General features: G+C 57.3%; 29 protein-coding genes. 17 read left to right on the top strand and 12 right to left on the bottom strand.

Annotated elements, in window-relative coordinates:
• Nucleotide 1 precedes the first annotated feature (1 nt).
• The 3 genes from QQF73_RS04630 to QQF73_RS04620 are packed head-to-tail and all read right to left on the bottom strand — an operon-like array spanning nucleotide 2 to nucleotide 2,432.
• Nucleotides 2–829 (bottom strand): FAD/NAD(P)-binding protein, encoded by an 828-nt coding sequence (locus QQF73_RS04630; RefSeq protein WP_285367389.1) that lies wholly within the window; start codon nucleotides 827–829, stop codon nucleotides 2–4.
• Nucleotides 829–1,299 (bottom strand): cyclic nucleotide-binding domain-containing protein, encoded by a 471-nt coding sequence (locus QQF73_RS04625; RefSeq protein ID WP_219866624.1) that lies wholly within the window; start codon nucleotides 1,297–1,299, stop codon nucleotides 829–831. Before QQF73_RS04625 ends, QQF73_RS04630 begins: the two co-directional genes overlap by 1 nt.
• A complete protein-coding gene (locus QQF73_RS04620) occupies nucleotides 1,296–2,432 on the bottom strand; it encodes a 4Fe-4S dicluster domain-containing protein (protein ID WP_219866625.1) in 1,137 nt (378 codons plus the stop codon). Before QQF73_RS04620 ends, QQF73_RS04625 begins: the two co-directional genes overlap by 4 nt.
• 109 nt (nucleotides 2,433–2,541) lie before the next feature.
• On the opposite strand from QQF73_RS04620, the gene QQF73_RS04615 reads away from it, so the two are divergent.
• Entirely contained in the window at nucleotides 2,542–3,426 is an 885-nt protein-coding gene (locus tag QQF73_RS04615) for a hypothetical protein (protein ID WP_285367388.1), read from the top strand.
• 47 nt (nucleotides 3,427–3,473) lie between these two features.
• Nucleotides 3,474–4,367, top strand: a complete 894-nt coding sequence (locus QQF73_RS04610) for a patatin-like phospholipase family protein (protein WP_219866627.1) — start codon at nucleotides 3,474–3,476, stop codon at nucleotides 4,365–4,367.
• Nucleotides 4,368–4,395: 28 nt separating this feature from the next.
• Here QQF73_RS04610 and QQF73_RS04605 read toward each other — a convergent pair whose 3' ends face one another.
• Nucleotides 4,396–4,755, bottom strand: a complete 360-nt coding sequence (locus QQF73_RS04605; protein ID WP_219866628.1) for a rhodanese-like domain-containing protein — start codon at nucleotides 4,753–4,755, stop codon at nucleotides 4,396–4,398.
• Nucleotides 4,756–4,847: 92 nt separating this feature from the next.
• On the opposite strand from QQF73_RS04605, the gene QQF73_RS04600 reads away from it, so the two are divergent.
• A complete protein-coding gene (locus QQF73_RS04600) occupies nucleotides 4,848–5,810 on the top strand; it encodes a DUF6635 family protein (protein ID WP_285367387.1) in 963 nt (320 codons plus the stop codon).
• 17 nt (nucleotides 5,811–5,827) lie between these two features.
• Here QQF73_RS04600 and QQF73_RS04595 read toward each other — a convergent pair whose 3' ends face one another.
• Together QQF73_RS04595 and QQF73_RS04590 are read right to left on the bottom strand one after the other, a co-directional pair.
• Complete coding sequence (locus QQF73_RS04595) at nucleotides 5,828–6,283, bottom strand: GatB/YqeY domain-containing protein (RefSeq protein WP_285367386.1); 456 nt, start codon at nucleotides 6,281–6,283, stop codon at nucleotides 5,828–5,830.
• Nucleotides 6,284–6,403: 120 nt separating this feature from the next.
• Nucleotides 6,404–7,996 (bottom strand): BCCT family transporter, encoded by a 1,593-nt coding sequence (locus QQF73_RS04590; RefSeq protein ID WP_219866631.1) that lies wholly within the window; start codon nucleotides 7,994–7,996, stop codon nucleotides 6,404–6,406.
• A 257-nt stretch (nucleotides 7,997–8,253) separates the two neighbouring features.
• Here QQF73_RS04590 and QQF73_RS04585 point away from each other — a divergent pair, with 257 nt between their 5' ends.
• From QQF73_RS04585 to cls, 5 genes are all read left to right on the top strand, one after another.
• Nucleotides 8,254–8,775 (top strand): hypothetical protein, encoded by a 522-nt coding sequence (locus QQF73_RS04585; protein WP_285367385.1) that lies wholly within the window; start codon nucleotides 8,254–8,256, stop codon nucleotides 8,773–8,775.
• Nucleotides 8,776–8,898: 123 nt separating this feature from the next.
• Nucleotides 8,899–9,567 (top strand): glutathione S-transferase family protein, encoded by a 669-nt coding sequence (locus QQF73_RS04580; RefSeq protein ID WP_219866633.1) that lies wholly within the window; start codon nucleotides 8,899–8,901, stop codon nucleotides 9,565–9,567.
• Nucleotides 9,568–9,885: 318 nt separating this feature from the next.
• Nucleotides 9,886–10,092 carry a cold-shock protein gene (locus QQF73_RS04575; protein WP_070964605.1) on the top strand — a complete coding sequence of 69 codons (207 nt, stop codon included), beginning with the start codon at nucleotides 9,886–9,888 and terminating at the stop codon, nucleotides 10,090–10,092.
• A gap of 168 nt (nucleotides 10,093–10,260) precedes the next feature.
• Nucleotides 10,261–10,863, top strand: coding sequence for an NUDIX hydrolase (locus tag QQF73_RS04570; protein WP_219866634.1), 603 nt, complete (start codon nucleotides 10,261–10,263; stop codon nucleotides 10,861–10,863).
• A gap of 213 nt (nucleotides 10,864–11,076) precedes the next feature.
• Nucleotides 11,077–12,489 carry a cardiolipin synthase gene (gene cls, locus QQF73_RS04565; protein WP_219866635.1) on the top strand — a complete coding sequence of 471 codons (1,413 nt, stop codon included), beginning with the start codon at nucleotides 11,077–11,079 and terminating at the stop codon, nucleotides 12,487–12,489.
• Nucleotides 12,490–12,518: 29 nt separating this feature from the next.
• On the opposite strand, the gene QQF73_RS04560 is transcribed toward cls, so the two are convergent.
• Nucleotides 12,519–12,962, bottom strand: coding sequence for a cupin domain-containing protein (locus QQF73_RS04560; RefSeq protein WP_219866636.1), 444 nt, complete (start codon nucleotides 12,960–12,962; stop codon nucleotides 12,519–12,521).
• 229 nt (nucleotides 12,963–13,191) lie between these two features.
• On the opposite strand from QQF73_RS04560, the gene QQF73_RS04555 reads away from it, so the two are divergent.
• The 5 genes from QQF73_RS04555 (at nucleotide 13,192) to QQF73_RS04535 (ending at nucleotide 16,273) form a co-directional block, all read left to right on the top strand.
• Nucleotides 13,192–13,377 carry a hypothetical protein gene (locus QQF73_RS04555; RefSeq protein ID WP_219866637.1) on the top strand — a complete coding sequence of 62 codons (186 nt, stop codon included), beginning with the start codon at nucleotides 13,192–13,194 and terminating at the stop codon, nucleotides 13,375–13,377.
• Nucleotides 13,378–13,461: 84 nt separating this feature from the next.
• Nucleotides 13,462–13,665, top strand: a complete 204-nt coding sequence (locus QQF73_RS04550; RefSeq protein WP_219866638.1) for a hypothetical protein — start codon at nucleotides 13,462–13,464, stop codon at nucleotides 13,663–13,665.
• 23 nt (nucleotides 13,666–13,688) lie between these two features.
• Complete coding sequence (locus tag QQF73_RS04545) at nucleotides 13,689–14,180, top strand: MOSC domain-containing protein (RefSeq protein ID WP_219866639.1); 492 nt, start codon at nucleotides 13,689–13,691, stop codon at nucleotides 14,178–14,180.
• Entirely contained in the window at nucleotides 14,177–15,985 is a 1,809-nt protein-coding gene (locus QQF73_RS04540) for a Na/Pi cotransporter family protein (RefSeq protein ID WP_219866640.1), read from the top strand. The genes QQF73_RS04545 and QQF73_RS04540 overlap by 4 nt, the downstream gene beginning before the upstream one ends.
• A gap of 42 nt (nucleotides 15,986–16,027) precedes the next feature.
• Nucleotides 16,028–16,273: a hypothetical protein gene (locus tag QQF73_RS04535; protein WP_219866641.1), complete on the top strand. Its 246-nt coding sequence runs from the start codon at nucleotides 16,028–16,030 to the stop codon at nucleotides 16,271–16,273.
• Here QQF73_RS04535 and QQF73_RS04530 read toward each other — a convergent pair.
• From QQF73_RS04530 to QQF73_RS04510, 5 genes are all read right to left on the bottom strand, one after another.
• On the bottom strand, nucleotides 16,251–17,822 hold the full coding sequence (locus tag QQF73_RS04530) for an inorganic phosphate transporter (protein ID WP_219866642.1): 1,572 nt from the start codon (nucleotides 17,820–17,822) through the stop codon (nucleotides 16,251–16,253). The two genes, QQF73_RS04535 and QQF73_RS04530, sit on opposite strands and share 23 nt — an antisense overlap.
• 138 nt (nucleotides 17,823–17,960) lie before the next feature.
• Nucleotides 17,961–18,425: an AtaL-like protein gene (locus tag QQF73_RS04525; protein ID WP_285367383.1), complete on the bottom strand. Its 465-nt coding sequence runs from the start codon at nucleotides 18,423–18,425 to the stop codon at nucleotides 17,961–17,963.
• Between the two features lie 96 nt (nucleotides 18,426–18,521).
• On the bottom strand, nucleotides 18,522–19,346 hold the full coding sequence (locus QQF73_RS04520; protein ID WP_219866644.1) for a substrate-binding periplasmic protein: 825 nt from the start codon (nucleotides 19,344–19,346) through the stop codon (nucleotides 18,522–18,524).
• A gap of 323 nt (nucleotides 19,347–19,669) precedes the next feature.
• Complete coding sequence (locus tag QQF73_RS04515) at nucleotides 19,670–19,828, bottom strand: hypothetical protein (RefSeq protein WP_219866645.1); 159 nt, start codon at nucleotides 19,826–19,828, stop codon at nucleotides 19,670–19,672.
• 293 nt (nucleotides 19,829–20,121) lie between these two features.
• On the bottom strand, nucleotides 20,122–21,438 hold the full coding sequence (locus QQF73_RS04510; protein WP_285367382.1) for a ferredoxin reductase family protein: 1,317 nt from the start codon (nucleotides 21,436–21,438) through the stop codon (nucleotides 20,122–20,124).
• A 185-nt stretch (nucleotides 21,439–21,623) separates the two neighbouring features.
• Here QQF73_RS04510 and QQF73_RS04505 point away from each other — a divergent pair, with 185 nt between their 5' ends.
• The 4 genes from QQF73_RS04505 to QQF73_RS04490 all read left to right on the top strand — a co-directional run bounded on the left by QQF73_RS04505 (nucleotide 21,624) and on the right by QQF73_RS04490 (nucleotide 24,831).
• Complete coding sequence (locus QQF73_RS04505) at nucleotides 21,624–22,616, top strand: MBL fold metallo-hydrolase (RefSeq protein WP_285367381.1); 993 nt, start codon at nucleotides 21,624–21,626, stop codon at nucleotides 22,614–22,616.
• A 69-nt stretch (nucleotides 22,617–22,685) separates the two neighbouring features.
• Nucleotides 22,686–22,814, top strand: a complete 129-nt coding sequence (locus QQF73_RS04500; protein ID WP_285367380.1) for a hypothetical protein — start codon at nucleotides 22,686–22,688, stop codon at nucleotides 22,812–22,814.
• A gap of 712 nt (nucleotides 22,815–23,526) precedes the next feature.
• Nucleotides 23,527–24,066 (top strand): pyridoxamine 5'-phosphate oxidase family protein, encoded by a 540-nt coding sequence (locus tag QQF73_RS04495; RefSeq protein ID WP_285367379.1) that lies wholly within the window; start codon nucleotides 23,527–23,529, stop codon nucleotides 24,064–24,066.
• Nucleotides 24,067–24,381: 315 nt separating this feature from the next.
• Entirely contained in the window at nucleotides 24,382–24,831 is a 450-nt protein-coding gene (locus QQF73_RS04490; RefSeq protein ID WP_219866648.1) for a hypothetical protein, read from the top strand.
• Nucleotides 24,832–24,837: the final 6 nt, after the last annotated feature.

The following is a 24,837-nucleotide window of genomic DNA, read 5'->3' as shown; positions in this document are numbered from 1 at the left end:
GTCAGAACTCCTTGAGGCTCAGTAATCCGCGGACCCGGTCAAAGGGCAGCACCGGGCCATCCTTGCACACAAACGTCGCTCCAAACTGGCAATGGCCGCAGTGTCCGAGCGCACATTTCATGTTTCGCTCCATAGACAGAAAAATCGCCTCGTCCTCAACACCGGCATCCCGCAGCGCGTTGACCGTGAAACGCATCATAATTTCCGGGCCACACACCATCGCCACGGTGTCTTCAGGGTCGAAACCCAGCGTCGGCACCAGGGCAGGAACCACACCTATCATGCCCTGCCAGTCACTATCGGCGTGATCCACGGTAATGTGGACCTCAAAATCCGGACGTTGGTTCCATTCCTCCAGTTGTGGGGCATAGAGAATATCGTTGGGGCTACGCGTTCCGTAGAGCAGGATAATCCGCCCGTACCTCTCCCGATTACGCAATACGTGGTAAACAGCCGAGCGCAGGGGTGCCAGACCCAACCCACCGGCCACGATCAGCAAATCCGAGCCCTCGCTTTGCGTCATCGGCCATCCGACACCAAAGGGGCCACGCAGGCCAACGATCTCCATCGGCTTCAGAGCCGCCAGCTTCCTGGACACCGGCCCCACGGCCCGCACCGTATGAACCAGGGTCTCTGACTGAACGGTATCGCCACTCACGCTGATGGGAACCTCTCCCACGCCGAACACATAGAGCATATTGAACTGGCCCGGCAAACAGGGCCCGCGACTCGCCTGGCCCGACTCCAGTTCAAGTGTCCAGGTCGTTTCCAACTCCTGTTGTCGGCTTAGAACCCGCACCGGTTCAGGTACCATCAGATCGTCTGACATCACTCGGGCGGCTCCGGAGCCCCATAAACATCCAGAATCTGCATTTGTGTGGCATGAAGTCGACTGGTCAGAATGGGCAGCAATCGTTTCAGGACTTCGTAACCCAGAACCGGGTCATCATCACACTTCTTCCTCAGGCAGTGGGCGTCCATCGCGATGGCTCGAGTGAGCGTGATCGCGCGTGCGTCGTAGGCCCAATGATAGGGGGGCAGAATCCAGGACACCCCCACCAGGTCGCCGTCATGAAGCGTCTGGAAACTGACCGCCGGTTTCCCCGGCACAGCAACTTCCAGAGCTACCTGACCATAGCGGATAAGGAACATGTGATTGGCGTCCCCGCCTTCGTGGAAAAGGTATTCCCCGGGATTGAACCTGACATTGCGGGCGCAGCCGCACACCAGATTGCAGAAATCGCTCTCCAGCCCCTGAAAGAACGGATGCTCACCCACGATCTGGGCAATGTCTTTCATTCCTTTGCTCCCGATGAAACATCATCGTGGATGGCGCGCACTTCCTCCGTGATATCAATGCCCACCGGGCACCAGGTAATGCAACGGCCGCACCCCACACAGCCTGAGGTTCCGAACTGATCGACCCAGGTAGCGAGTTTGTGGGTCATCCACTGGCGGTAGCGGGACTGAGTCGAGTTGCGCACGCTGCCGCCGTGAATATAGGAAAAATCCGATGTAAAACAGGAATCCCAGCGCCGGCTGCGCTCCGCAGTATGGCCCTCCAGGTCCGAGGTGTCTTCTACCGTTGAGCAAAAGCACGTGGGGCACACCATGGTGCAGTTGGCACAGCTCAAACACCGGTCGGCCACGTCGGCCCAGCGAGGATGCTCCAGGTTATCCATCAGTAAGGCAGGGATGGCGGTTTGTGGCATGCTCCGCCCCATCTGACTGCGGGTTTTCTCGACAATCGCCGTGGCGGCTGCCTGGTGGGTCGCTGTTGCCGGTGTCCGGGGTAATTCGGCGAGAATCTCTGCGCCCTCGGCCGAGCCCGATCGAATGAGGAAAAGGTGGCTGTTGTCGTCCAGAAGCTCGGTGAGGACCAGATCGTACCCGTGCTTTACGTCCGGCCCGGTCCCCATGGAATCACAGAAGCAGGTGCCGCCAGCCACGGAGCAGTTGAGCGCCACCAGAAAAGCCTGCTCCCGACGGGACCGGTAGTGAGGGTCGATATAGTCGTCGCCCATCAGCACACGATCCTGAATGCCGATGGCCGCCAACTCACAGGCTCGTACGCCAAAGAACGCGTAACGGGGCGGATCATCCCGGGCGGGTACGAAGCGCAGTTCGTCGCCGTCGCGAGTCGCCTGCCACAAGGAAACCCTGGGGGGGTGAAGAAAACGTTTCCAGCTATGGGGGCCCACGGCATAGCCGAACAGTGCGTCATCCGGGCGACGTTTCAACCGGTAGTGACCGCCATCCTGCTCGTCCGTCCAACCGGTGGGAAGTTCGTCCGTTCGGGTGAGCTGCTCGTACACAATGGTGTGGTCGCGAACAGTTGGCCCGACGACCATATACCCCCGTCCGGACAAAGCATCCAGCAAGCACTGCAAGCCTTCCCGAGTGATGACAGAGGCATCGTCAACGTTGTCCATAGACCGACCTTCCCTGCTTGAAAACCAGGGAATAAAAAATCCATTAACTCCCCAGTAGAAGCTTTGGCAAGGCCGGGCATTTTGTCAAAGATGGGATAAGCTAATCCCAATGAGAGACAGGATTGTGTTCAAGGGCCACCGATATCGAAACACCGGCCGCGCCGCCCTCTGGCTGTTGCCCCTGGCGGTCCTCCTGCTAATCGCCCTGGCGCTGGCGCCTGCTGTTCGGGCCTCCAGCGACTTTTACCTGGCGTACCGACAGTGGCAGCCTTACGACTGGCCGGGCGAGATGCCCGCGGCCACGGAGGTGACCCGTTCCCAGCGCGGGCTTGGCTGGCGCCCCGAGGGCACCGCAGGGGACATCGGCCTTGATTACGATTACCAGATCCTGGGCATCGACACCGGTGAGCCGGCGCACAACGGTCATTTGCATCGGCTGATGGTCGGCGGCCAGTGGCAGCATCGGCTTTACCGCGTGGAAGCCCGTGCGGGCCTGGCCGGTACGTCCAACATGTTCAAGTACCAGAGCTTCCACGACGACGTGGTGAATGGGCGTGTAGCGCTGTTCCGGGAAGTCAGAAAGGACTCACCTCTTAGCCTGGGCGTCGGTGGCGATCATCGCTTCGGCTCCTTCGGCTGGCTCCCCCGAGTGCGCTGGACACACAGCGGCGAGAGCGGCCACTGGTTGGCGGATTTGCCGGTCCTCCTGCGCTGGCAGAGCCCCGGGAACCGCTGGGCACTTCACCTGGCACGGGACGGGGATCGCTGGGCCACGCTCGATGCGGCCCGTGAGGTCGAAGGCGCGCTCTATCTGCGTGAGTGGCGGGCGGAGCTGAGCTACCGGATAAGCTCGGGGGGAGCGATATGGCCAGGCGTGGTTCTGGGACTCGGCGTGAGTGTCGATACCCGGGTGCGGTATCGGGACCTGCAGGCAGGGACTCGAGATGTGCGTTTGGGCGACGCCCTGCTGGGTAGTTTCCGGCTCGACTGGTAGAATCGCTCCAGATTATTCCTCTCTGACAAATTAACAGGCGCTCTTGGATGAAACTCAATCCCTTTAATACCCGCATCGGTCTGGCGTTGGGCGGCGGTGCTGCCAAGGGCATAGCGCATATCGGCGTGTTGAAGGCCTTCGAGGAAGAGCAGATCCGGATTCATTGCATTTCGGGCACCAGTGCCGGGGCGCTGGTTGCCAGTTACTACGCCTTCGGCCGACCGGCTGAGTCCATACTGTCCATCTGTTCAACGCTGAACCTGTCAAAGATCATCAGTTTTACCTTCGAGCGCGGCGGGCTGTTCAGCACCAACGCCATTCGGGAGATGATCCACCGGGACCTTGGGGATTGCCGGATCGAAGATGCCGAGATTCCGCTGGCCATTTGCGCCACGGATATCGAGACGGGCGAGCAGCTGGTCTTCCGGGAGGGGAATCTGGCAGACGCCGTCTGCGCATCCATGGCCGTGCCCGGGCTGTTTGTGCCGGTGGAGGTGAACGGCCGGATTCTGGTGGACGGTGGACTGGTGGAGAATGTCCCGATCTCGCCGTTGGCGAAAATGGGCGCGGGTATCACCGTGGCCGTTGATCTGAGCCATGTCAGCCGGTACCCGAAACCGGAAGACACCTTTGATGTGATCAGCAACGCCATCAACATTGGCATCGACTTCAATACCCGTAAGCAGCTGAAGAAGGCGGACATTGCGGTGCCGCTGGATTTAAGCGCCTACAGCCTCACCAACAACGCCAAGTGTGTGGATGAGCTGTACCTGGAAGGCTACCACCCGATGAAGAAAAAGATTCAGAGTTTGCTCTGGTACAAACGGATGAATCTCATTATTTCCCTGCTGAAAACGGCCGGGGCCCTGCTGCCGCTCAAGGTGCCCGAGATTATCAAAGACCTTAAACGCCAGGCCTTCGCAGTCCGTAATCGAAGCTGACCGGACACCCCGGTTTTCAGAGGCGCTGTCACCCGGCGCCGAGATGCGTGATCAATTCATCGCTGCTGCAGTCAATGACCCTGACGTTCCGGTAGCCCATATGCTCCAGGGCCGCCGCTGCCAGCGCGGCACGACCACCGGTCGCACAGTGCAAGAGGATGGTCCGGTCCGGATCCGTGGTGTGATCGGTGATTTTCATCTCGAGCACACCCCGTGGAATATTGACCGTACCGGCCGGGCGCTTCTCAGCCACTTCACCGGGCTCACGCACGTCGATCACCAGGGCATCACTGTGCTCGGACATCAGCGCTTTCGCCGCTTCGGGCGTCAGGCAATGCAGAGAGGCCTTGGTTTCTGCGACGATTTCTTGCAGGGTTTTCAAACTCATAATGATTTACTCCGTTTGGACCGGTGGCCCGTTGATCTCAATTGCGGTTTAATGCGCCAGACACTCACTTGCCTGCAGATGCGCCTGTCACTATGCCCATTGTCACATCGCCCGAGCAACACGTCTCCGAAGTTGAGATCGAGCAGGCAATCCGCTCCGGCATTGAGCGCTACTTTGACGACTGCCGGGCGCGGATCCCGGCATTTATTGACCGCCATTTCCACTACCCGGGCGCCATCGCCACCAATCGCATGGCTCTGGGATGGGACATGTTGCGGGCACCCGCCAATCTGCTTTGGGCGCCGATATACGCCCTGGCCTGTCTGGTCAGGGTTCTGGTCCCCAAACGAACCGGCCTGAAGTGGCTGCACCATGCGGCAGATCGTGTACCTGCCGGTTTTACCACCCGCGTACAACAGCACATCTCGGACCTGATTCAGGTGGAACTGCTGAACAATGGCCAGAAAGGCCCGCTGCTGGAGAGCTACCTGGTTGAGGCCCTGGGGGCGGCCTATGCGCGCCACACCCTGGGCCCCGTCGACCACCAGAAGTTCAGCAAACTGATTGAGCCGCTGGTCGCGGATGCCCTCGGCCAGTACCGGGTGAGCCGGACGGCGTCTGCCGATATCACCAACAGCATTTCATGCACCGTGTTGGGTGCGTTTGCGTTCCAGAAGTTCACTCCGGGGGGAATCGGGCTCGGGGTGGTGCTCGCGTCCATGCTCGCAAAAACCCTGGCCGCCCGAGACTTTATCCTCGGGGAAACCATTGGCGGGTGGTACTACAGTTTCTTTCCACCCGAGCCTTCGCTGGCCACCACGGCCAGCGTGATGGTCGCGGTCATGGCCGCACTGGCAGCCTTTGCGGCTTTATCCGGGGTTATTTTCGATCCCGTTCAGGCGGCGGTCGGTTTGCATCGGCGGCGCCTGAACAAACTACTGGATCACCTGCAGAGGGACGTCACCCTCAGCACCCAAAGCAGCTTCCGCCCGAAAGACCAGTTTGTGGCGCGCATTCTGGACACCTTCGATATGATCAAATCGGGCTTGAGCTAGCCTGCGCCGGCTCTTACTTAGCCCGCCAGCGCCGCTTTCACCTTCTTGCTCAGATGGCCCATATCAACCCGACCAGTCACCTGGGGACGCAGCTCGTTCATCACGCGCCCCATGTCCTGCATGCCCTGGGCGTCGGTTGAGCTAATGGCCATGCGGATCAGGGCGTCGAGGTCATCCTCGGTCAGCGCGGCCGGCATGAATTCCTCGATAATCACCATCTCCGCCCGTTCCTTATCCGCGAGTTCTTCACGGCCGGCATCATCGTACTGACTGGCGGCATCGCGGCGCTGCTTGAGCATCTTCTCCAGCACCTTCAGAACGTCCTCGTCAGACAAATCCCGGCGTTCATCAATCTCGATCTGTTTGACCGCAGCCTGGGCCATGCGCAGAGTGACAAGCCGGGGTTTATCCTTGTTCCGCATCGCGTCTTTAACCGCGGCGTTCAGTTGTTCCTTGAGTGATGCTTCCGCCATGGCCGAGCTCCTGTTCGTGAGTTAAAGGGACTGACTTCGCAGTGTGCGAGGCGGTAGATTTAACGGAAAACCGGAGCAGGTTCAATCGGGGAGGCGATAAACCGCTCCGGTTTTCCCGGATCACATCTTGCCTTCGGCAACCAGCAGGCCGCGCTCGTGGTGCAGGCCTTTGAACAGGCTGTAACTCATCACCAGCAGGACCAGGGTGAACGGTAGGCCGACACTCAGGGCACCTGCCTGAAGGGCATTCAGTGCTTGTTCACCGCCCACAAACAGCAGGACACCGGCAATCGAGCCCTCGGTAACCGCCCAGAAGACACGCTGGGCTTTCGGGGCATCAATCTTGCCACCCGATGTGATGCTGTCGATGACAAGGGAACCGGAGTCCGAAGACGTCACGAAGAACGTGAGGACCAGCGTAATACCGATGAACGAGGTTAGCCCCGAGAGCGAAATGTTCTCCAGTGCCTGGAACATCGCCAGAGACACCTCGGTCAGCCCCTCGGACGCCAACACCCCGACATCGTTGCGGACCTGGTCAAGGGCACTGCCGCCGAACGCACTCATCCAGAAAACGGTAATAATCGTGGGAATGATCAGCACCGCGGTAACAAATTCACGCACCGTGCGGCCCCTCGACACCCGTGCGATAAACATGCCCACGAACGGCGACCAGGAAATCCACCAAGCCCAGTAGAACACCGTCCAGCCATGGAACCAGGTGGTATCTTCCTCACGCCCGAACGGATTACTCAGCGCCACCATGTTGGAGGCATAGGAAACCGTGGTGTCCCAGAGCCAGTTGAAGATGGCGAGCGTGGGCCCGGCAAATATCACAAACACCAGCAGCAGACCTGCCATTACCATGTTGGCGTTACTCAGCAACCTCACACCACCATGGATACCGCGGATGACGGAAAAGGTTGCGACCGCGGTTACACCCGCGATTACGCCTATCTGAGCACTGAGGCCACCCTCGATATCGAACAGGTAGGACAGTCCGGATGCGGCCTGCTGGGCCCCGAAGCCCAGCGAGGTGGCAAGCCCGAAGATGGTCGCAAGAACGGCCACGGTATCAATCACATTGCCGGGCCAGCCCCACACTTTATCACCCAGGATGGGGAAAAAGGCCGAGCGGATCGTCAACGGAAGCCCCTTGTTGTAGGCGAAGAACGACAACGACAGGCCAACAATGGCATAGATCGCCCAGGGGTGAAGACCCCAGTGATACATAGTCGCCCCCATCGCCAGACGGGCGCCTTCAGTTGTGTTTGGCTCCACCCCCAGGGGCGTGCCATACCAGTCGGTGTAATAGGCAACCGGCTCGGCGACCGACCAGAACATCAGCCCCGTGCCCATACCGGCAGCAAACAGCATGGCAAACCAGGACATCATGGAAAACTCAGGCTTGGCGTCGACACCGCCAATTCGAATCTTGCCCACCGGCATGAAAATCAGCGCCAGGCAGAAAAGAACAAACAGGTTTGCACTGAGGAGGAACCCCCAGTCAAAGATCGCGATCGCACCATTCTTGGCACTATCAAGGAGCTCTTTCGCTCCGGACGGGAAAATCAGCGTTGCCACAACAAACGCAACGATCAGCAGCGCCGTTAACGGAAACACGATGTTGTGGATATCGAAACCGAACCGGGCGATATTGTCCTGTCCCGCCACGTAATCGGTCTGATAATCATCTATAGCGACGTCACCCAATGTGAAGCCTCCTCGGCCGCATGGTCTGGCAGCCTGTTTGAAAGTGAACCTCCCTGATGCCACCCTAATATTTTGACCTCTAAGAATCAAAGGCGCCCTCCGCCCGAACCTCGTCGATAGGCGACTGACTCTCCCCAAATCAGTGACCGCAAATCCAGGCCTATACTCTAGAAGGCCCCAACCCGATCACGCTTTACGCGATCTCCATCTGCCCGCTATCTCTGGGCAATTATCGTTGCGAGGCTCTCACCAGCGCTATGTCACAGCATGACAAAAGAATTCAGCTCTCTATTGCCTTAGGGATTGCCCTTATTCTGCTGACGGCTGTTGTTTTTGCGGAAGACAAAGCCCCGGAACAAGCTGATTTCAATGACGACGTGGCAGAGCGCTTCCCGGGCATGCAGATCAGGGAGATTTCAGACTTCAGGCAGTACAGTCACGACATATTACTGATTGTCGCAAAAAAAATGGGGGTAAGGCTCAGCGATGAAGTTCCGGCGCCACTGCTACTAACCGACCTTGACGTGACAGCGAGTATGTTCAACTCATGGCTGGGAGAAAATGAAGAACGGTTCCATATCATTTGCTCCTGCTACTTCCCCAGAGAAAATATAATCGTGGTTTTTGGAACGAGCAGACTCGACAGTCTTGCGCACGAGTTGGTGCACTTCGTTCAAGTACAGTATGAACATGTCAATATTGGTGTGTTCGACATGACTGGACTGGAATTAGAGGCAGTAGAGATTCAGCATTGGTTCAGACGGAACCATATGGAGTGACTACGGCATGGCGAACCCGAGGGAGTGAGGCCGCAGATATAGCATGATGGTCCTGAACCGAGGAGCCATTTGCAGACGACTCTGCTAACCTGCTCATTTTTCTGATTCCAAAGGAATTTCTTCATGATTACGGTTCACCACCTGAATAATTCCCGCTCACAGCGCGTTCTCTGGATGCTGGAGGAACTGGGTGTGCCTTACGAGATCCAGCGCTACGAGCGTGACCCCAAGACCATGCTGGCGCCCGCAAGCCTCAAGAAGGTTCACCCGCTGGGCAAATCCCCGGTGATCACCGACGGTGATCTGGTGGTAGCGGAGTCCGGCGCCATCATCGAATACCTTGCCCACACCTATGGCAAGGACACATTGCTGCCGGAAACCGGTGGTCAGGCGTGGCTGGACTACACCTACTGGCTGCATTACGCCGAAGGCTCGTTGATGCCGCCGCTGGTGATGCGCCTCGTTTTCCAAAAGGTAAAAACCAGCCCGATGCCGTTCTTTATCAAACCGGTGGCCAAGGGCATTGCCGACAAAACCACGGAAACCTTCATCGGCCCGATGATCAAGACGCACCTGGATTTCGTCGAAGACCACCTGGCGAAAAACACCTGGTTTCTCGGCGATAACCTCAGCGCGGCGGATATCCAGATGAGCTTCCCGCTGGAAGCCTCCGTGGCACGGGGTATCGTCGGCAAGGACCGGCCGAACATCAGCGCCTGGGTGGAGCGGGTACACGCCAGGCCGGCGTACCAGAGGGGCCTTGAGAAAGGTGGGGGATACGACTTCGCCTGAGTCTTTGAAAGTATCAAAAAATACCAACTCCCGGATGGGAGAGCCTGAAAAGCAACGAATAAATATGCCCCGGTTCGCCGGGATTGTAAGGAGTTATAAAAATAATTAAAAACTTAGCTATGCAGTACCTGTTAATTAGCGTACTGTCTCGTTCGTTGGAAAGATTTAGCAAAGCATTTCACGAATAAGACCTTTTGTGTTTCACACCTGTTGTCCTGTTTTTGATCCTGCCAGTTTTTTTATTTCCCGCATATCGCTGATCAAAGATCACAACGATCTCTTGGCGGCACACTAATGATCAATATCAGGATATATATTATGTCTACCATTACAGGCAACGTTAAGTTCTTCAATGAAGCAAAAGGTTTTGGCTTTATTACTCGTGAAGGCGGTGCGGACGTTTTTGTTCACTACAGCTCTATTCAGGGTGGCGGTTTCAAGACTCTGGCCGAAGGCCAGGAAGTTGAGTTCACCGTGACCGAGGGCCAGAAAGGCCCACAGGCAGAGAACGTTATTGGCCTGTAATTAACAGGTAAAAACGTGATTGAAAAGGCAGCCTCTGGGCTGCCTTTTTTATTGCCAGATTTTATGGCACACGAGAAATAAACAGGTCCCGGTTTTGCTTTGACATGATCGGATCGGGTTTACTCTAGCCAGAGTAGACTTCCGACTGACAGCAAAGGACAAACCGCCGTGGCCTCCAAACACTGGGCGAATTCCCTGCGCCCTCACAAATTACCTCTCCGTCGTCGCCTCGCCCGCGCCTCCGTGGCCTTGATCTACCGACAGGCTGACGATGGTGGCGTGGAGCTGCTGTTCATCCAGCGGGCCCGTCGGGAAGGTGATCCCTGGTCCGGAGACATGGCCTTTCCCGGAGGCCGCATGCAACCGGAGGATGCCACACCCCGAGCCACCGCCGAACGGGAAACCCTCGAAGAAACCGGAGTCGACCTGGTACGCCATGGCCGCTTCCAGGCCCGGCTTTCTGACCTGGTTACCCGCCAACACAGCCGCTGGCGACCGATGGTAGTCACACCCTACGTCTACGAATGGCGGGGACCGCAATCTGTATTGCTGAACCACGAAGTCGAACAAACGGTGTGGGTGCCCCTCAACTACCTCGCCGCCAGGGAGAACCAGAGCCGACTGCCCTGGCGCACGCCGTTCGGCACCTTGAAAATGCCCTGTTGCCGATATCAGGGCTACTGCATCTGGGGGCTGAGTTACAGCATGTTGCAGGAACTCCTGGCATGGGACCGTTCGCACAACGCTGTGACCACATCGAAACAAGAATAAAAGGGCACAGATTATCCCCCGGCTTTGGTTGGCATTCCTCAGCCCTATGGACTTAACTCGTAATTAGCACCGCCCGCCCTGACCTGCCCCACAATGAACGTGAAAGCAGCAGGCAAAGCAACACATTGCTCCACTCCATGCGCCTTCGGGCCGAAACACCCGGCGTTCGCCAACACTTAAGCAGCAGCCAAAGTGAGACTATCAAGAAAGAGCATGATCGGACTTCTGGTAACCAGTTTCTATGTCGTGGGCATCATCATGGCCATGCATGCTGCCCTGACGACCCGCACATCCACGGGCGCGGTGGCCTGGACTGTATCTCTGGTCACCATGCCCTTTGTCGCCGTTCCGGCGTATGCGGTGTTCGGCAGGAACCAGTTCGAGGGCATGGCAGAGGCGTACGAAGCACGCGCCGATGAAATCGACCAGATTGTTGAGGGGTACCGCAAGGAACTCGCGGCGTGGAAGATCCCCGAGAGTCAGGCCCCGTCCTGGTATAACGCCGTTCACCGGCTATCAGAACTTTATCTCGTCAGAGGCAACGCCGTGGAGTTGCTGGTCAATGGCGAGGCCACCTTCGACAGTATCCTTGAGGGAATCGCCGGGGCGGAACGTTATATTCTGTTCCAGTTCTACATGATCCACGACGATGGCCTGGGAAGGCGGGTCAAGGACGCACTGGCAGAACGGGCCCGTGCGGGCGTAAAAGTTCTGGTGTTGTACGACGAAGTCGGCAGTTCCGATTTGCCCGACACATACGTGGCCGACATGCGCGCCGCCGGCATTGAGGTCAGCTCGTTCAAACCCAACCAGGGCTGGCGAAACCGGTTCCAGCTCAATTTCCGCAATCACCGGAAAATGGTGGTGGTCGATGGCCGCGAGGCCTGGGTTGGCGGCCACAACGTGGGTGATGAATACCTGGGGCTCGACCCGGAGTTAAGCCCCTGGCGCGACACACACGTAAAGATCGAAGGGCCCGCAGCGGTCCAGGTTCAACTGACGATCCTCTCCGACTGGTACTGGGCCACCCGGGAAATCCCGGAACTGGAATGGGCACCGACACCGGCCACCAACGCCGATCAGCAGGTGATGATATTCCCCACTGCGCCCACCGGGCACCTGGAGAAGGCCAGCCTGTTTTTTGTCTCGGCACTCAGCGCCGCCCGAGAGCGCATCTGGCTGTCGGCTCCCTATTTCGTTCCGGATGAGGCAGTCATGAAAGCGCTGCAGCTGGCCGCCCTTCGCGGCGTCGACGTTCGGATCATCACCACCGGCAAAGGCGACAGCCTGCCCGTCTACCTCGCGGCATTCCACTACATCGAGGAACTGCGCGGGCTCGGCATTCGCTTTTACGCTTATCAGCCCGGCTTTCTTCACGAAAAGGTCATGCTGGTCGACGACCGCGTATCGAGCGTCGGCACCCACAATTTTGACAACCGCTCATTCCGCCTCAACTTCGAGGTGGCTGCCGTGATCGTGGATGAGGGATTCGCCACCCAGATGGAAGCCATGTTCGAACAAGACTTTGCCCACGCAGAGCCGATCGATCCCGACAGTCTGGACGATCGGCCCCTGTGGTGGCGGCTGGGCGTTAAGCTATCGAGGCTGGCGTCGCCCGTGCTGTAGGGAATAGTGAAAATTCCGGCCCGGCTGTTCTACAGGTGCAACGAAACCCCGTTCCTGGCCAGCACCTCCGTGATGTTTTCAATGTCCGGCGGCCCCGGAGAAACCTCTCTGTCGACAGCTGTAAACATCTGGGTTGCCAGGCTGCCGGCTCCGGTGACTTCCAGCATTTCGCCGCCCTCCGGCCCGTACTGGAACGAGTGAACCGATCCGCCAGGTACAAAAACCAGGGTACCCGGCAAACACGTCTCCTGCTTCCCATCGCAAGTGAAATCAACACTCCCTTTGATCACAAAAAACGCCTCGTCCCATTCGTGACTGTGCGGGGGCGGCCCCATGCCGCTCTCTCCGGACTGATAGGTAAACTCTTGCCCTTTCGTATCCTGCTTGGTCGCCAGAACGGTTATGTTCGTGCCGACAACACTCAACGCACGATCATAATCACCCGGTTTAACAATAATGGAGTGTCGGTTCATGGGTGTGCTCCTTCTCGGCCACCTATCGCCCTCTCGGGACATGGCGCTGAGCCTGGAAGTGATGTCAGGGCCATGACGCCTCAGAAAATCTCACTCAAAGGCGACTCGCCATAGTTTCAGTTTAGGCCGGGTAGCGGATAAAACGTACATAAATCTATCCCGGTTTGGTTGACGAATCGCCCCGCCAAGGCCTGAATAGGAGATACATCACCGTGCGGAGGAATCGGGCATGAAGTGGATCATACTGATCATTATTATCGCTGGCTTGGCCTACTGGCTTAATAAGGGCCGGCGCAGGAACAACATCGAAGATCCGGATATGAAAACCTTCGAGGAAAAAGATTTCTACCTCACATCGAACGACAACGCATCCGACGATAAGTCATCCCCTGATAAAAATAATCCGCGTCACTGAATTGATTCCGGGTCAGTTAAACGTCTGTGAAGTAGGCCCGTAACGGATTAAGGTAGGGCCTTTTCTGCCGGAGACATTCACGCTATGGAAACTGCGACCCTGATTTGGGGGCTCATTTTCAGCTCCATCGGTATCGGTTATTTCATTTACGGGCGAAGGCAGTCGAATATGGTCGCCCGCTGGTGCGGTCTCGCGCTGATTCTTTATCCGTACCTCGTGACCAATACCATGGCCATGGTGGCTGTCGGGGTTGCGCTCATGTTGACCCCGCGGTTCATTGAACTTTGAGCAATTCTTCAAAGCGATCTCCCATGCCCGACGCGACTCCCCTTCAAACTCTGCTGGACACCCTCCCCCAATGCGGCCGGGTGGAATGGATTGGTATCCGCCCCGCCCGTGGTGAGGCCATGCAGTCACTCGACGGCGTGACAGTCAGCCCCGGCAAGGGCCTCGAAGGCGATCGGTTCAAGGGCCGCGAAACCAGCAAACGACAGGTAACCCTGATCCAGAAAGAACACCTGCACGCGATTGCCTCCTGCCTGCATCGGGAGGCCATTGGCCCCGAGGTTTTCCGGCGCAACATTGTAGTCTCCGGCCTGAACCTGCATGCCCTGAAAGGCAAAACCTTCCGGATCGGTGGGGTGATCCTGGAGTACACGGGGCTTTGTCACCCCTGCAGCAAGATGGAGACGACGCTTGGGCCGGGCGGTTACAACGCCATGCGCGGCCATGGAGGGATTACGACGCGGGTGGTTGAAGGCGGCGAGCTGACTCTTGGTGACCTGGTGCAGGCCTTGCCATGAACTACCGCCGTCTCGTCCTCGCTGCCCTACTCGGACTTCTGGCCCTTGCGCTCTGGGCCAGCCCCGAGTTCAAGCAGGTGGCGGCCGGGGTGGCGATCTTCCTGTTTGGCATGCTGTCGCTCGAGAACGGGTTTCGCCAGTTTACCGGCGGATTCCTGGAGAGCGTGCTGCGTCGGACCACGGACACGATTCCGAAAAGTCTCGGTTTCGGCATTGTCAGCACCGCGATCATGCAGTCCAGCTCCCTGGTATCGGTGATCACCATATCGTTCCTCAGCGCCGGCATGCTCCCGCTGATCACCGGCATCGGCATCATCTTCGGGGCCAACCTGGGCACCACAACCGGGGCCTGGCTGTTCGCCACCATCGGCATGAAAATGAGTCTCTCGGCCTTCGCGTTGCCAATGCTCGTCTTCGGCGTGGTGCTGAATTTCCAGGGCTCCCGCGTATTGAAAGCCTCCGGTGCGATTCTGGCCGGCCTCGGGTTTCTGTTTCTCGGCATCGACTTCATGAAGGACGGGTTCGAAGGCTACCAGGCCGCAGTCGATCTGCGCGCATACGCGATAACGGGTATAACCGGACTGCTTGTTTATACGGGGCTCGGAATTCTCGCGACGGTCATCATGCAATCGAGCCACGCAACGCTGGCCCTCACCCTGGCCGGCCTGGCCACAGGCCAGATTACCTACGAGAACGCGTTGGCCCTGGCGATCGGTGCCAACATCGGCACGACAGTAACCGCCCTGATCGGCGGCCTAGGCGCAAACATCGCCGGCAAGCGCCTGGCAGGCGCCCACCTCTTTTTCAACCTGGCGACGGCGGCGATGGCCCTGGTGCTGGTCGAGCCCCTGCGCTGGTCCGTCGACGGTCTGTCGGCGCTCATGTCGATCGCCGACGATGACTATACCGTCAAGCTCGCCGTCTTCCACACCCTGTTCAACTGCTTGGGTGTCGCCGTCATGTTGCCACGGATTTCCCAGCTGGCGCGCGCGCTGGAGCGCTGGTTGCCGGAGGGGCCGGAAGAGGCTGCGGCCGAGCCGAGATACCTGAACCCCGCTGCGATGGACTCCCCCGATAGCGCCAACGTGGCAGTTCGCAGGGAGGTCTGGCACCTGTTCGACCAGGCCTTCGTCATCCTCGCCCATGGCCTTCACCTTCACCGCGAACAGATCTGCAACTGCGATGACCTGCGGGCGATGATCAACAATAACCGGGAGCGCATCGACATCGACATTGACCTGCTATACCGGCAGCGCGTCAAACGTCTTTACAATGCCATCCTCGACTTCATTTCCGGGTGCATGACGCGCATGTCCCCGGGCAGTTCCACCGAATCACTCTACCGCCTGCAGCACGCCGCTGCCGAGATGGTGGAAGCCATCAAGCACGTCAAACACCTGCGCAAGAACCTCACGACCTACCTGGCTGCCAATAACGCGGCGATCCGCCGGGAATACAATGATCTGCGCCTCAGGGTCGCGATTGTACTGCGCGAAACCCATCGACTTTACGAAGGCCAATTTGACGACGCCAGCACGGCCATACTGGAGCTCGACGAGATTGCTGTGAGTGCGCGAGTGGACCGCGAATCCATGGTCGCGCGGGTTACGAAACTTCTGGGCACAAAGCAGATTGATTCCGCCATGGCGACGTCCCTGCTCAATGATTCTGCCTATGCCAGCGAAACCGTAGATGCTATTTTGACAGGTACACGCGAGCTCCTTACGGCCACGGATGTGGACGCTGCCCGAACCACCGAGGCACTGTCAGTGAGCGATGAGGGTCAGGCGGGGGTTAACATCTGACGCATCACGGGAATGCCTCCCGGACCAAGGCGGAGTCGGACAATGGGTTTCAAGGACTTGGTAGCAAAGCTCGATGATGTTCTGGGCGAACACGACCAGGGCAAGGCCCTGAAGCTCAAGGACCTGACGCAACTCGAACAGGCGCTGGAAAAAAAGCAGGCGAAATACCGCGAACGACTGAGCTCCGGCTCACCCGAGGAAACCCCCGCCCAGACCGAGGTTCGCCTGCGCGTGGTCGAGGCACAACTGGCCAAGCTGCGGGAGCTCATGGCAGAAGCATCCCCCTGATGGTAAAGAACAGCATAGCCGCCAGCAGTGCCGATAACGGAACCGTGATCAGCCAGGCAGCCACTATTTTCAAAACCGCGGAACGCTTGACGAGATCCTGCCTGTAAAGCTTTTTCAGACTCTTACGTTCGCTTTTCGAGATCGGTGCGTAGCGGCCATCTGTGCTTTTGAGCTTCTTGAGGATTTCTCCTTTTTCTTCGAATGAGGCCTCCTCGAATTCCTTCAGCACGCGCTCTACTTTTTCCCGGTCCTCTCCGGCATGGCGCACCTCAATCTCGGCAATCTTCTCGCGATAGGTAGTTTTAAGATGCTCGCGCAGGAAGCCCACGCCGAACACGCCCCCTATGGCAATGTGGGTCGAGCTCACGGGAAGGCCCAGCTGGCTTGCGATGATGACAGTAACCGCCGCAGCCATGGCCACGCAGAAGGCACGCATGCGGTCGAGCTCCGTTATCTCCGATCCGACAGTGCGTATGAGCTTGGGGCCGAACAGTGCCAGGCCGAGGGCAATCCCGAGTGCCCCCACCCACATCACCCAGCCAGGGATCGCCGCCTGTGCCACCACGCCGCCGTGAAGGATGGTTTCATTGATCGCCGCCAGCGGGCCTACCGCGTTCGCAACGTCATTCGCCCCGTGCGCGAAGCTCAGAAGTGCAGCCGAAAAAATAAGCGGTGAGGTGAACAGACTGTCGACTCCCGCTTTGCTGTTTTCCACCTCGACCGAAGGACGGGTAACAAGCCATTTTGTGAGCCGCCATACGATGATGCCAATGAGCGCGCCGAATCCGATAGCAGGCAGTAACCCGATGTCGACGACCTTGCCCAGCCCCTTTATCACTAAATACGTAGCAAAGACCCCCGCCATTATTGCGACGAACAGCGGCACGTTGTATCTGGCGGCCTGAGCAATTTCACGCTTGTAGGTGATCCGGCGTTTTATCAGGTACAGGGTAAGTGCTGCGATGGCCCCACCGAGTACCGGCGATATAACCCAACTGGCGACGATCTGGCCAAACTGGCTCCAATCCACTATGTCCACACCGCCCGCCGCTATACCCGCGCCCATCACACCGCCGACGATCGAGTGGGTCGTGGAGACAGGCGCCCCGACGTAGGTGGCCGCATTCAGCCAGAGCGCCGCGGCAAGCAGCGCGGCTATCATGAGCCAGATGAACGTATCGGGATCTCCGATCAGCGCAGGATCGATAATCCCCTTCTTGATGGTGCTGACGACATCGCCGCCCGCTATCAGCGCACCACTGGCCTCAAAGATCGCCGCTATCGCGATAGCCCCGGCCAGGGTCAGAGCTTTGGACCCGACGGCAGGCCCCACGTTATTGGCAACATCATTGGCACCGATGTTCATCGCCATGTACCCGCCGATCATCGCCGCCGCCACCAGGATGACCATGTTCGGAGCATCAGCCCCGATCGAGCGGACATACAACATGACCCCTGCAAGGAAAATCACCGCCACGCCGATCCGAAAAACCTCGGCACGCCCGTAACGAGTCGCCTTTTCTATGGCATTGAGTTGTTCCAGTTCCATGATTGCGCTGCCATCCGTGAGTAACCGTTCACCCCAATACAATGTAGCCCAAAGCCACACAATCGGGGCCGGCTCGGCCCAGGGTACTCAGGCCCGAAAGGATTTGCGCAAATCAGAGGAACCGGTGCCCAGCTAGCTTCAGAACGCGCCAGTCCCCGCCAGCTCCCGGATGATCTGAACCGTTTCAATATCGGTGAGCACATAGGCCTGCTGGAGAAACTGGTCATACGGCATCGAATCGCCCTCGTTCTCGATGCTGGCTGAGTAATATCGAAAACGGATAAAAATCGATTCCGGTTCGGGCTCTTCAATATCCATGACAAGCGTTGCCGCCGGAACCGCATCGGTTGGCAGAGTTCGGTACTCGATTCTCGACTCCGGTAAAAACCTTACTTCGTCGACTATCTGCAGCCCTGGCAGTTGCAGGCACCGTTTCATGTAAGCCGGTTCCTGCTCAAGAATCTCATACTCGTCAACGCCTACCAGGAACTTGTCCGGGCGCCGGGCTCTGAGTACCAAACCTTCCCAGATCTGGAATCGGGTCAGGATCGGCAGCTCTGGCTTCGTCAGGTCGTTTATCTGAACGATGTGCTCAAACGTCATTTGGCCTCCTGCTTGGTGATGCCATCTATCAGACACCGTGCCAGCCACAAGACCTTTCGAAAAGATGCAGCTCGCCTACCATCGTGGAACAAACGACTAACGACGATGGGTGGGTGGGCAGTACTCCCCGCCCAGGCCGGGCACGGCATCGCTGCCTAACCCGTAATTTTCCAGAATCCTGCAAAGCTGCCCGTTCTCCTGGAGCTTCTTGAAACCGCGCTCGAAGGCCTGGGCAATGGCACTTGATCGGTCCGGGTCTTCCGGGGAGAGTGCCAGGTAACCGGCATGGCGTTCGTCGAGACAGCCGGCATTCAGAAGACCCTCGCGGTTCTGACTGGATTCGAACAGAAGCCGATCATCGAGCAATGCATCGAAGCGTTCCCTTCTTACCAGCTCTCGCAGGCGATTGGATACGTCACCGCCTCCTATCAGGGTGACGCGCTTGCCCTGATTATCAGAAATATAAGCATCCATCTCGGCGCCGTAGCTGTAGCCCGAAGTGGCCACGAACCGCATGTTCTCGAGTGAAGCCAGGCCGTGATAGCGGTGTGGTTCGTTCTGCGGGACGTAGAAGCAATATTCGGTCAGAGAAACCGCGTAGGAGGGAAAAATAAAACTGGGGGCCTCCGCCCTGAACGCAGGCACTATGGCGTCAACACGCCCCCGCTTTGCCTCAAAAAGTGCCCGGTCATAGGGCAGGTTTTCGTACACGACCTTGTACCCTTCGGACTCAAGCGCGGCACGGGCGATGTCCACTGTGAAGCCAGAACGTGGTCCTGTGACGTCACAGGCGTACGGACACCAGTAGGCGGGTGCAGCAACCGAGACGGTAAGTGATCCCCTCGCCTGAGTTTCAGGCCAGGCAGGCGAAACCGCCACTGCCCATAACGTCCATATGAGAGTTTTAGCGGCAATTCTCATTACTTTGCTGCCTCTCCTTGGAGCACGCAATTAAAAGCCAAACACCCCTCGAATCTCTAAGGGTAGTACTGTAAGGCCAGGGTTCAATTCACCGACAGACTAAGTCACATCGCTGAATCCGACAATAAGTGGGGAAAATCCGAAAACCGAAGGCCGGGGAGACCCTCGCAAGATAGAGCGGTTTCGGTTGATCGGCCAGGTTCGAGTCTTATACCCTTTCTTGAAAAAGGGTCGTCTTCGTTTTGTCCGACACGACTCGAATGCACCAGAAGATATTCGGGATAATCTTTAATTTAAATCGGGGCCAGATCAATCTGCCCCTGTTACTTTTTCGCGTTAACCTGCTTTGAATTCTGGGACGCGAACTGTCCACTTTTACCCTTGCCTACATACTCAACGGCACCGCCCGACTTTAAATAAGCAGCAGTCTGCTCCTCAATTGCGGCAGACGTTAACGTAACTTTTTCGAGTTTCTTGCTCATTATGATCTCCAGGTAACTGTCGGCTTATTCACCAACTTCAAACAACCATAATAACCGAAATAGAATTAAATTGTTTGGCGTAAGCGTCGCAAGCTGGAAAGGCAGTCTCTGCCTCATCTGCCAGCCACAATATATTTCTGAAAAACCTTTTTATCGGATGCCTGAATGTTACGGGGAAATGCAAAGCCATGAATCAGCGCAACACAAAAACGAAAAGGCTCAGGCATAACGTGATATTCAGAACCCAGATTATCAAAGAAACCCGTTGCCGCTGGCTCAACCGCCTGATTGGATTAGTCATAGTTGAACCGCTCCGATAGGATATGGTGAGAGGGCGTACCGTTCTTAATCAGGTGATCTTCAATGATATCCATCATGATCGCCGGTCCGCACATCACGAAGACCCATTCGCTGAACTCTTTCTCTGAAAAGACGCGATCTATCAGCGCTGCATCTATGAAGCCTGTCTCTCCGTGCCAGGTTTCTGGCGGTTCTGACAGCACATAGACTACGTCCTCCGCACCCAGCTCCTCATCCAATTCCTCACGATAGGCAATCTGATCAACGATCCGATTTCCGTAGATCAGCTTCACCTTGCGCGAATCGCCGGTCAGGCGCATTTGCCTGAGTATGCCCAGCAGGGGAGCAAGGCCAACGCCACCCGCGATGAGAGCGACCCCGGGTTCTGCGCGACCATCGACAGAAAGATTGCCATAAGGGCCGTCAAGATAGGCGACCGTTCTGTCTTTTATCTGGCCAACTGTTCGTGTGAAGTCGCCAAGCTCTTTGATCATGAAGGATATTTCGGGTCCAGCCGCCGGCGCTGAGCAGATGGAGAACGGATTTTCTTTCATCGAGAAGGGGGTGTGCCCCACATTTAGCCAGACGAATTGGCCGGCCTTGTAATCAAGACCACGATGACCGTCTGGCTCCACCGTCACTTCCCATTGCTTTGGCGTCAACCGGACCACGGAGGTCACGCGCCAGGGTCGGGCCTTCTGCAGAAGGGGAACCAGCAGGTAAACCGTCAGGAGTGACCCGACCGCCACTCCAGTCATTGCCAGCCACACCCAGGTCATCACAGGCTGCGATCCGTAACGCCCTGCATACACGGTGTGATGCAACAGAAGAACCGCGATCAGGAGCGCGCCGATACCATGTAACAGGCGCCATGTCTCGTATTTGTAGTCCAGTTGGGTGCGACCGATCGCCAGTAGCACAAGGCTTGGAAGAAGCAGAAACGCGGCAATGCCTGTCGACAGAGCGGAGAAATCGCTCGTGAGCGTCAGTTCGCGCGTGGGGTCCCACGGGCGTAGACCACCTGACGGCGTCCCCTGGTACAGAAACGGGTGCAACAGGGCAAAAACCAGTGCCGTGCGCGCCATGATCTGGTGAAACCGCATTGTCACATCCAGTCCGACGCCATTTGAAATGGTCTTGAAACGGCCGGACAGAATGAACTCCACGAGGACCATCGAAAAGGCAAGAATGCCAAGGCCCGATGCCAGTTCCTGGTGGAACTGGCGTGGCGGCCCTCCGACCCAGGAGGACAAAACCAACGGCAATGTGACAGCGACAAGGTAAACAACGATCAAAAACAGTGGCTTCATCCTTCCAGCCTGTTTCACGTCCTCTGGCCATTCAATCTAGCTCTCCCCTGAGCCCTTGGCAACGCGGCCGCAACGAACACCGCCCCTGACCCTGCAGGATGTGTTTTACTGTAGCCCTCAATCATCAGAGGCAACTTCCCTGGCGCATGCCTCCCGGCACCCGAAAATGAAGATGAGTTCCAGCCATGACCATCGACCGTGAACGCCTCGCCGCCCTTGCCGCGGAGCCCCACTTTCACCGGGGCAGGTATCGAAACCTGGAGCCCGTGCCCCGCCATGGACTGGGGGATTTCCTGCGCTGGCAACTGGCCCCCGGCCGCCGTTTCCCGCAGGGTAAACGCTACACGCTGCTGCGTCCGGATGGCCACTTACTCTTGAACCCGCCGGCAGAGCCACAACTGACCTGGCTGGGGCATGCATCATTTCTGTTCCAGTATCGGGGCCTGAACGTACTGACCGACCCGGTGTTGTCAGACCGTGCCAGTCCCTTCCAATTGGTTGGGCCCAAGCGCTTCACGCCGCCGGCCCTGACGGTGGCCGAAATGCCGCCGATCCACCTGGTACTGATTTCCCACAATCACTACGACCATCTCGACGAAGCAACCGTGCGCAAGTTGCACCGACGCTTCGGGGATGACCTCTGCTTCTGTATTCCCATGGGGCTTCGACCATGGTTCGAGAAGCGCGGCGTCCACAACCTGGTGGAACTGGACTGGTGGCAATCGACGCCCCTGGCCTCCGAAAACGAAGTGTTCTGCCTGCCGACCCAGCACTTCAGCGGACGCACCGCCACCGACACCAACACCTCGCTCTGGTGCAGCTGGCTCCTCGAACTGGACGGCTTTCGGTTCTATTTCGGCGGCGATACCGGTTATGGCCAGGTCTTTCGCGACGTCGGCGAGCTGTTTGCGCCCATTGATCTGGCGTTGCTACCCATCGGCGCCTACGACCCGCGCTGGTTCATGGCCCCGGTGCACGTGGCGCCGGAAGAGGCGGTGAAGATTCACCAGGATATCGGCGCCCGCCAGTCGGTAGCCATGCACTGGGGCACGTTCGTGCTGACCGATGAACCCATGGACGAGCCACCCCGGCGACTGCGGCTGGCGTTGGAGAGCAAGGGCATCAGTGAGTCGGCTTTCCGGGTGATGCACCACGGGGAAGTGTGGTCGCCGCAATAATTGGCGTGAAAAACACCGCGCTGGCTTCCTCTGTTTTCATGGCGTTCAAAGAAAGGAGAGTATGACCCGATGATGACCAACCTGCCCTTCTCTCAAGCTTGCGAGAACAACAAAGCGCCGATCCCGGAGAGACTGCGTGATGCCAGCCAACAACCGGCTGCTGGTTTTCAGGCAATAGCTTTCGATTGCAGCCACTGACTGACCTGCCCCTGGTTCATGGCACCGCTCTGGCGGGCAACTCCCTGGCCAAGCTGGCGCGCAGGTCACCTCCGTTTCGCTGCAGTTCTGTCACCGGTGATGGCAGCGTTGCGAAATGTACTGCTCTCGCATTTTTACGTTTTGTTCTTCCTTGGATATTTCCAGGGAAATCCAGTGCCACTTGGTCCAAATAAATCGGACGCCCTACTTCACTGGGCATTAGGGGGCCGGTGTGGCCGATCTGTGTGCAGAAGGGTATGCCCAGTTCGGCGCAGGCTGTGTACACCGGATAAAACCTGCGATCAGTAAGAGGCAAATCCCACAACCAGGGTAGAACCCTTACTAGCCGTTCTGGTGCCTCTTCCACAAAAGATGCGACCTCGTCGTTGGATATCATAATTTTTCCCGGAGCCGCCCATGCGGAAATGAGGCATTTATCCACGCCGCCCGAATCCATCATTTCCAAGGTTGCAGAAACAGGAGGTGCCTGAGTCGGTAAAGGTGTTTTGGTCTTTTGTTAAGACGCTGCCACTATCTTAAAAATAGCGCTATTAATTGGATAGCATATTGAAAGCCAAGCTGGGTTCGCAGAATGATACGGCGTGGCCGGACCAGGGCTGCGTCCGTGATACGCTTAACCCCGAATAATAAATCGCAAGCGCGGCAGGCGGATGCCCTTGGCGTTAAAAGTAGTGGCAAAAAGGAGACCTAGGTGGTGAGATTTGAAGGGATTGACGAGAGACATCGTAGTTTTATTGAGAAGCAACAGATGTTTTTCGTAGCAACTGCTGCTCACGAAGGACGAGTGAATATTGCTCCGAAAGGAATGGATTCGCTCAGAGTGTTAGGCCCCAATCGAATTGTTTGGCTCAATCTTACGGGCGCTGAGAATGAGACAGCGGCACACCTTCTTGAAAACCCTCGCATGACTTTGATGTGGTGCTCGTTTGATCGGAAACCTTTAATTTTAAGGGCATACGGGAAAGCAACATCGGTACACCCTAGAAACTCAGAATGGGATGAACTATATAGGCTTTTCCCCGATACGCCTGGTTTGCGACAAATCCATGACCTTTCTGTAGATTTGGTGCTGACATCATGCGGATATGGGGTGCCGCTTTATGATTTTATTGGTCAGCGCAAAACACTCATTAAATGGGCTGATCGCCTTGGCTCAGAGGGAATGAGGGAGTATCAGGAAGAGAACAACACCTTGAGTCTTGACGGCAAGCCTACGGGATTACTCAAGTAATCTATTAATCGGGTAGCCGGAGATATCTGAGGAAACGCTGATTACTTCGGCTTGAGTCCATGCTTTGGCAAAATCGAATCCCCGACGTGAACGGTTTCTGGCCAAGATGGAACAGCTGGTGTTCTGATTGTCCATTATCTCCTTTTTCAGGGCTTGCATGCCGCAAACACCATCGTCGTTATGAAATGGTGATCATGTCGTTATCGTTATATGAGGAACTCTCGTTAGGGATGGCAGAAGCTAAACTAAGTCCGTTGGAAATCTTGCGGGCTGGAAGGCAAAACGCGACAAATATACTGCCAAGGAGAATCCACCATGTCACGTATCGCTCTGCTTTTACTGGGAAGCTTTCTCATGACCAGTCTGGCTCACGCAGACCCCGGCCAGCCGAATTTCATGCCCGCCCTTTGGGGTGATGGCGAAGTCTGGGGCACCAAAGGAACCACCACCTTGCCGGCCCCCGGGACCAACAACGTTCAATCCTTTGACGCCCTCTATGTGGTGACCAATTCCAATAACCCGGAAGGTCAGCTGCCAGTCTCCGAAGCAGCGCCTGGCAATCCGGCCTATAATGGGGGCCGTTGGTTCACACACACTGTAGAATGGACCGGACCCGGGTTTATGTATCATGGCATCGTGCCGGTTCTGACCTCCGATGAGGACATCGACTATCACGAAGCCATGGGTCACCTGGTCATCACTCCGGGATCTTTTCCGGACGGCCCGCCGGTCTACTTCCAGTGTCCCTTGCTTCCCGTAAAGTAAGGTAAA

Origin of the sequence: Marinobacter albus (genome assembly GCF_030238305.1) — a bacterium.
In the GTDB taxonomy this organism is placed as follows: Bacteria; Pseudomonadota; Gammaproteobacteria; order Pseudomonadales; family Oleiphilaceae; genus Marinobacter; species Marinobacter albus.
Note: the sequence above shows the minus strand (reverse complement) of the source record. Positions and strands in the feature narration are given on the sequence as shown.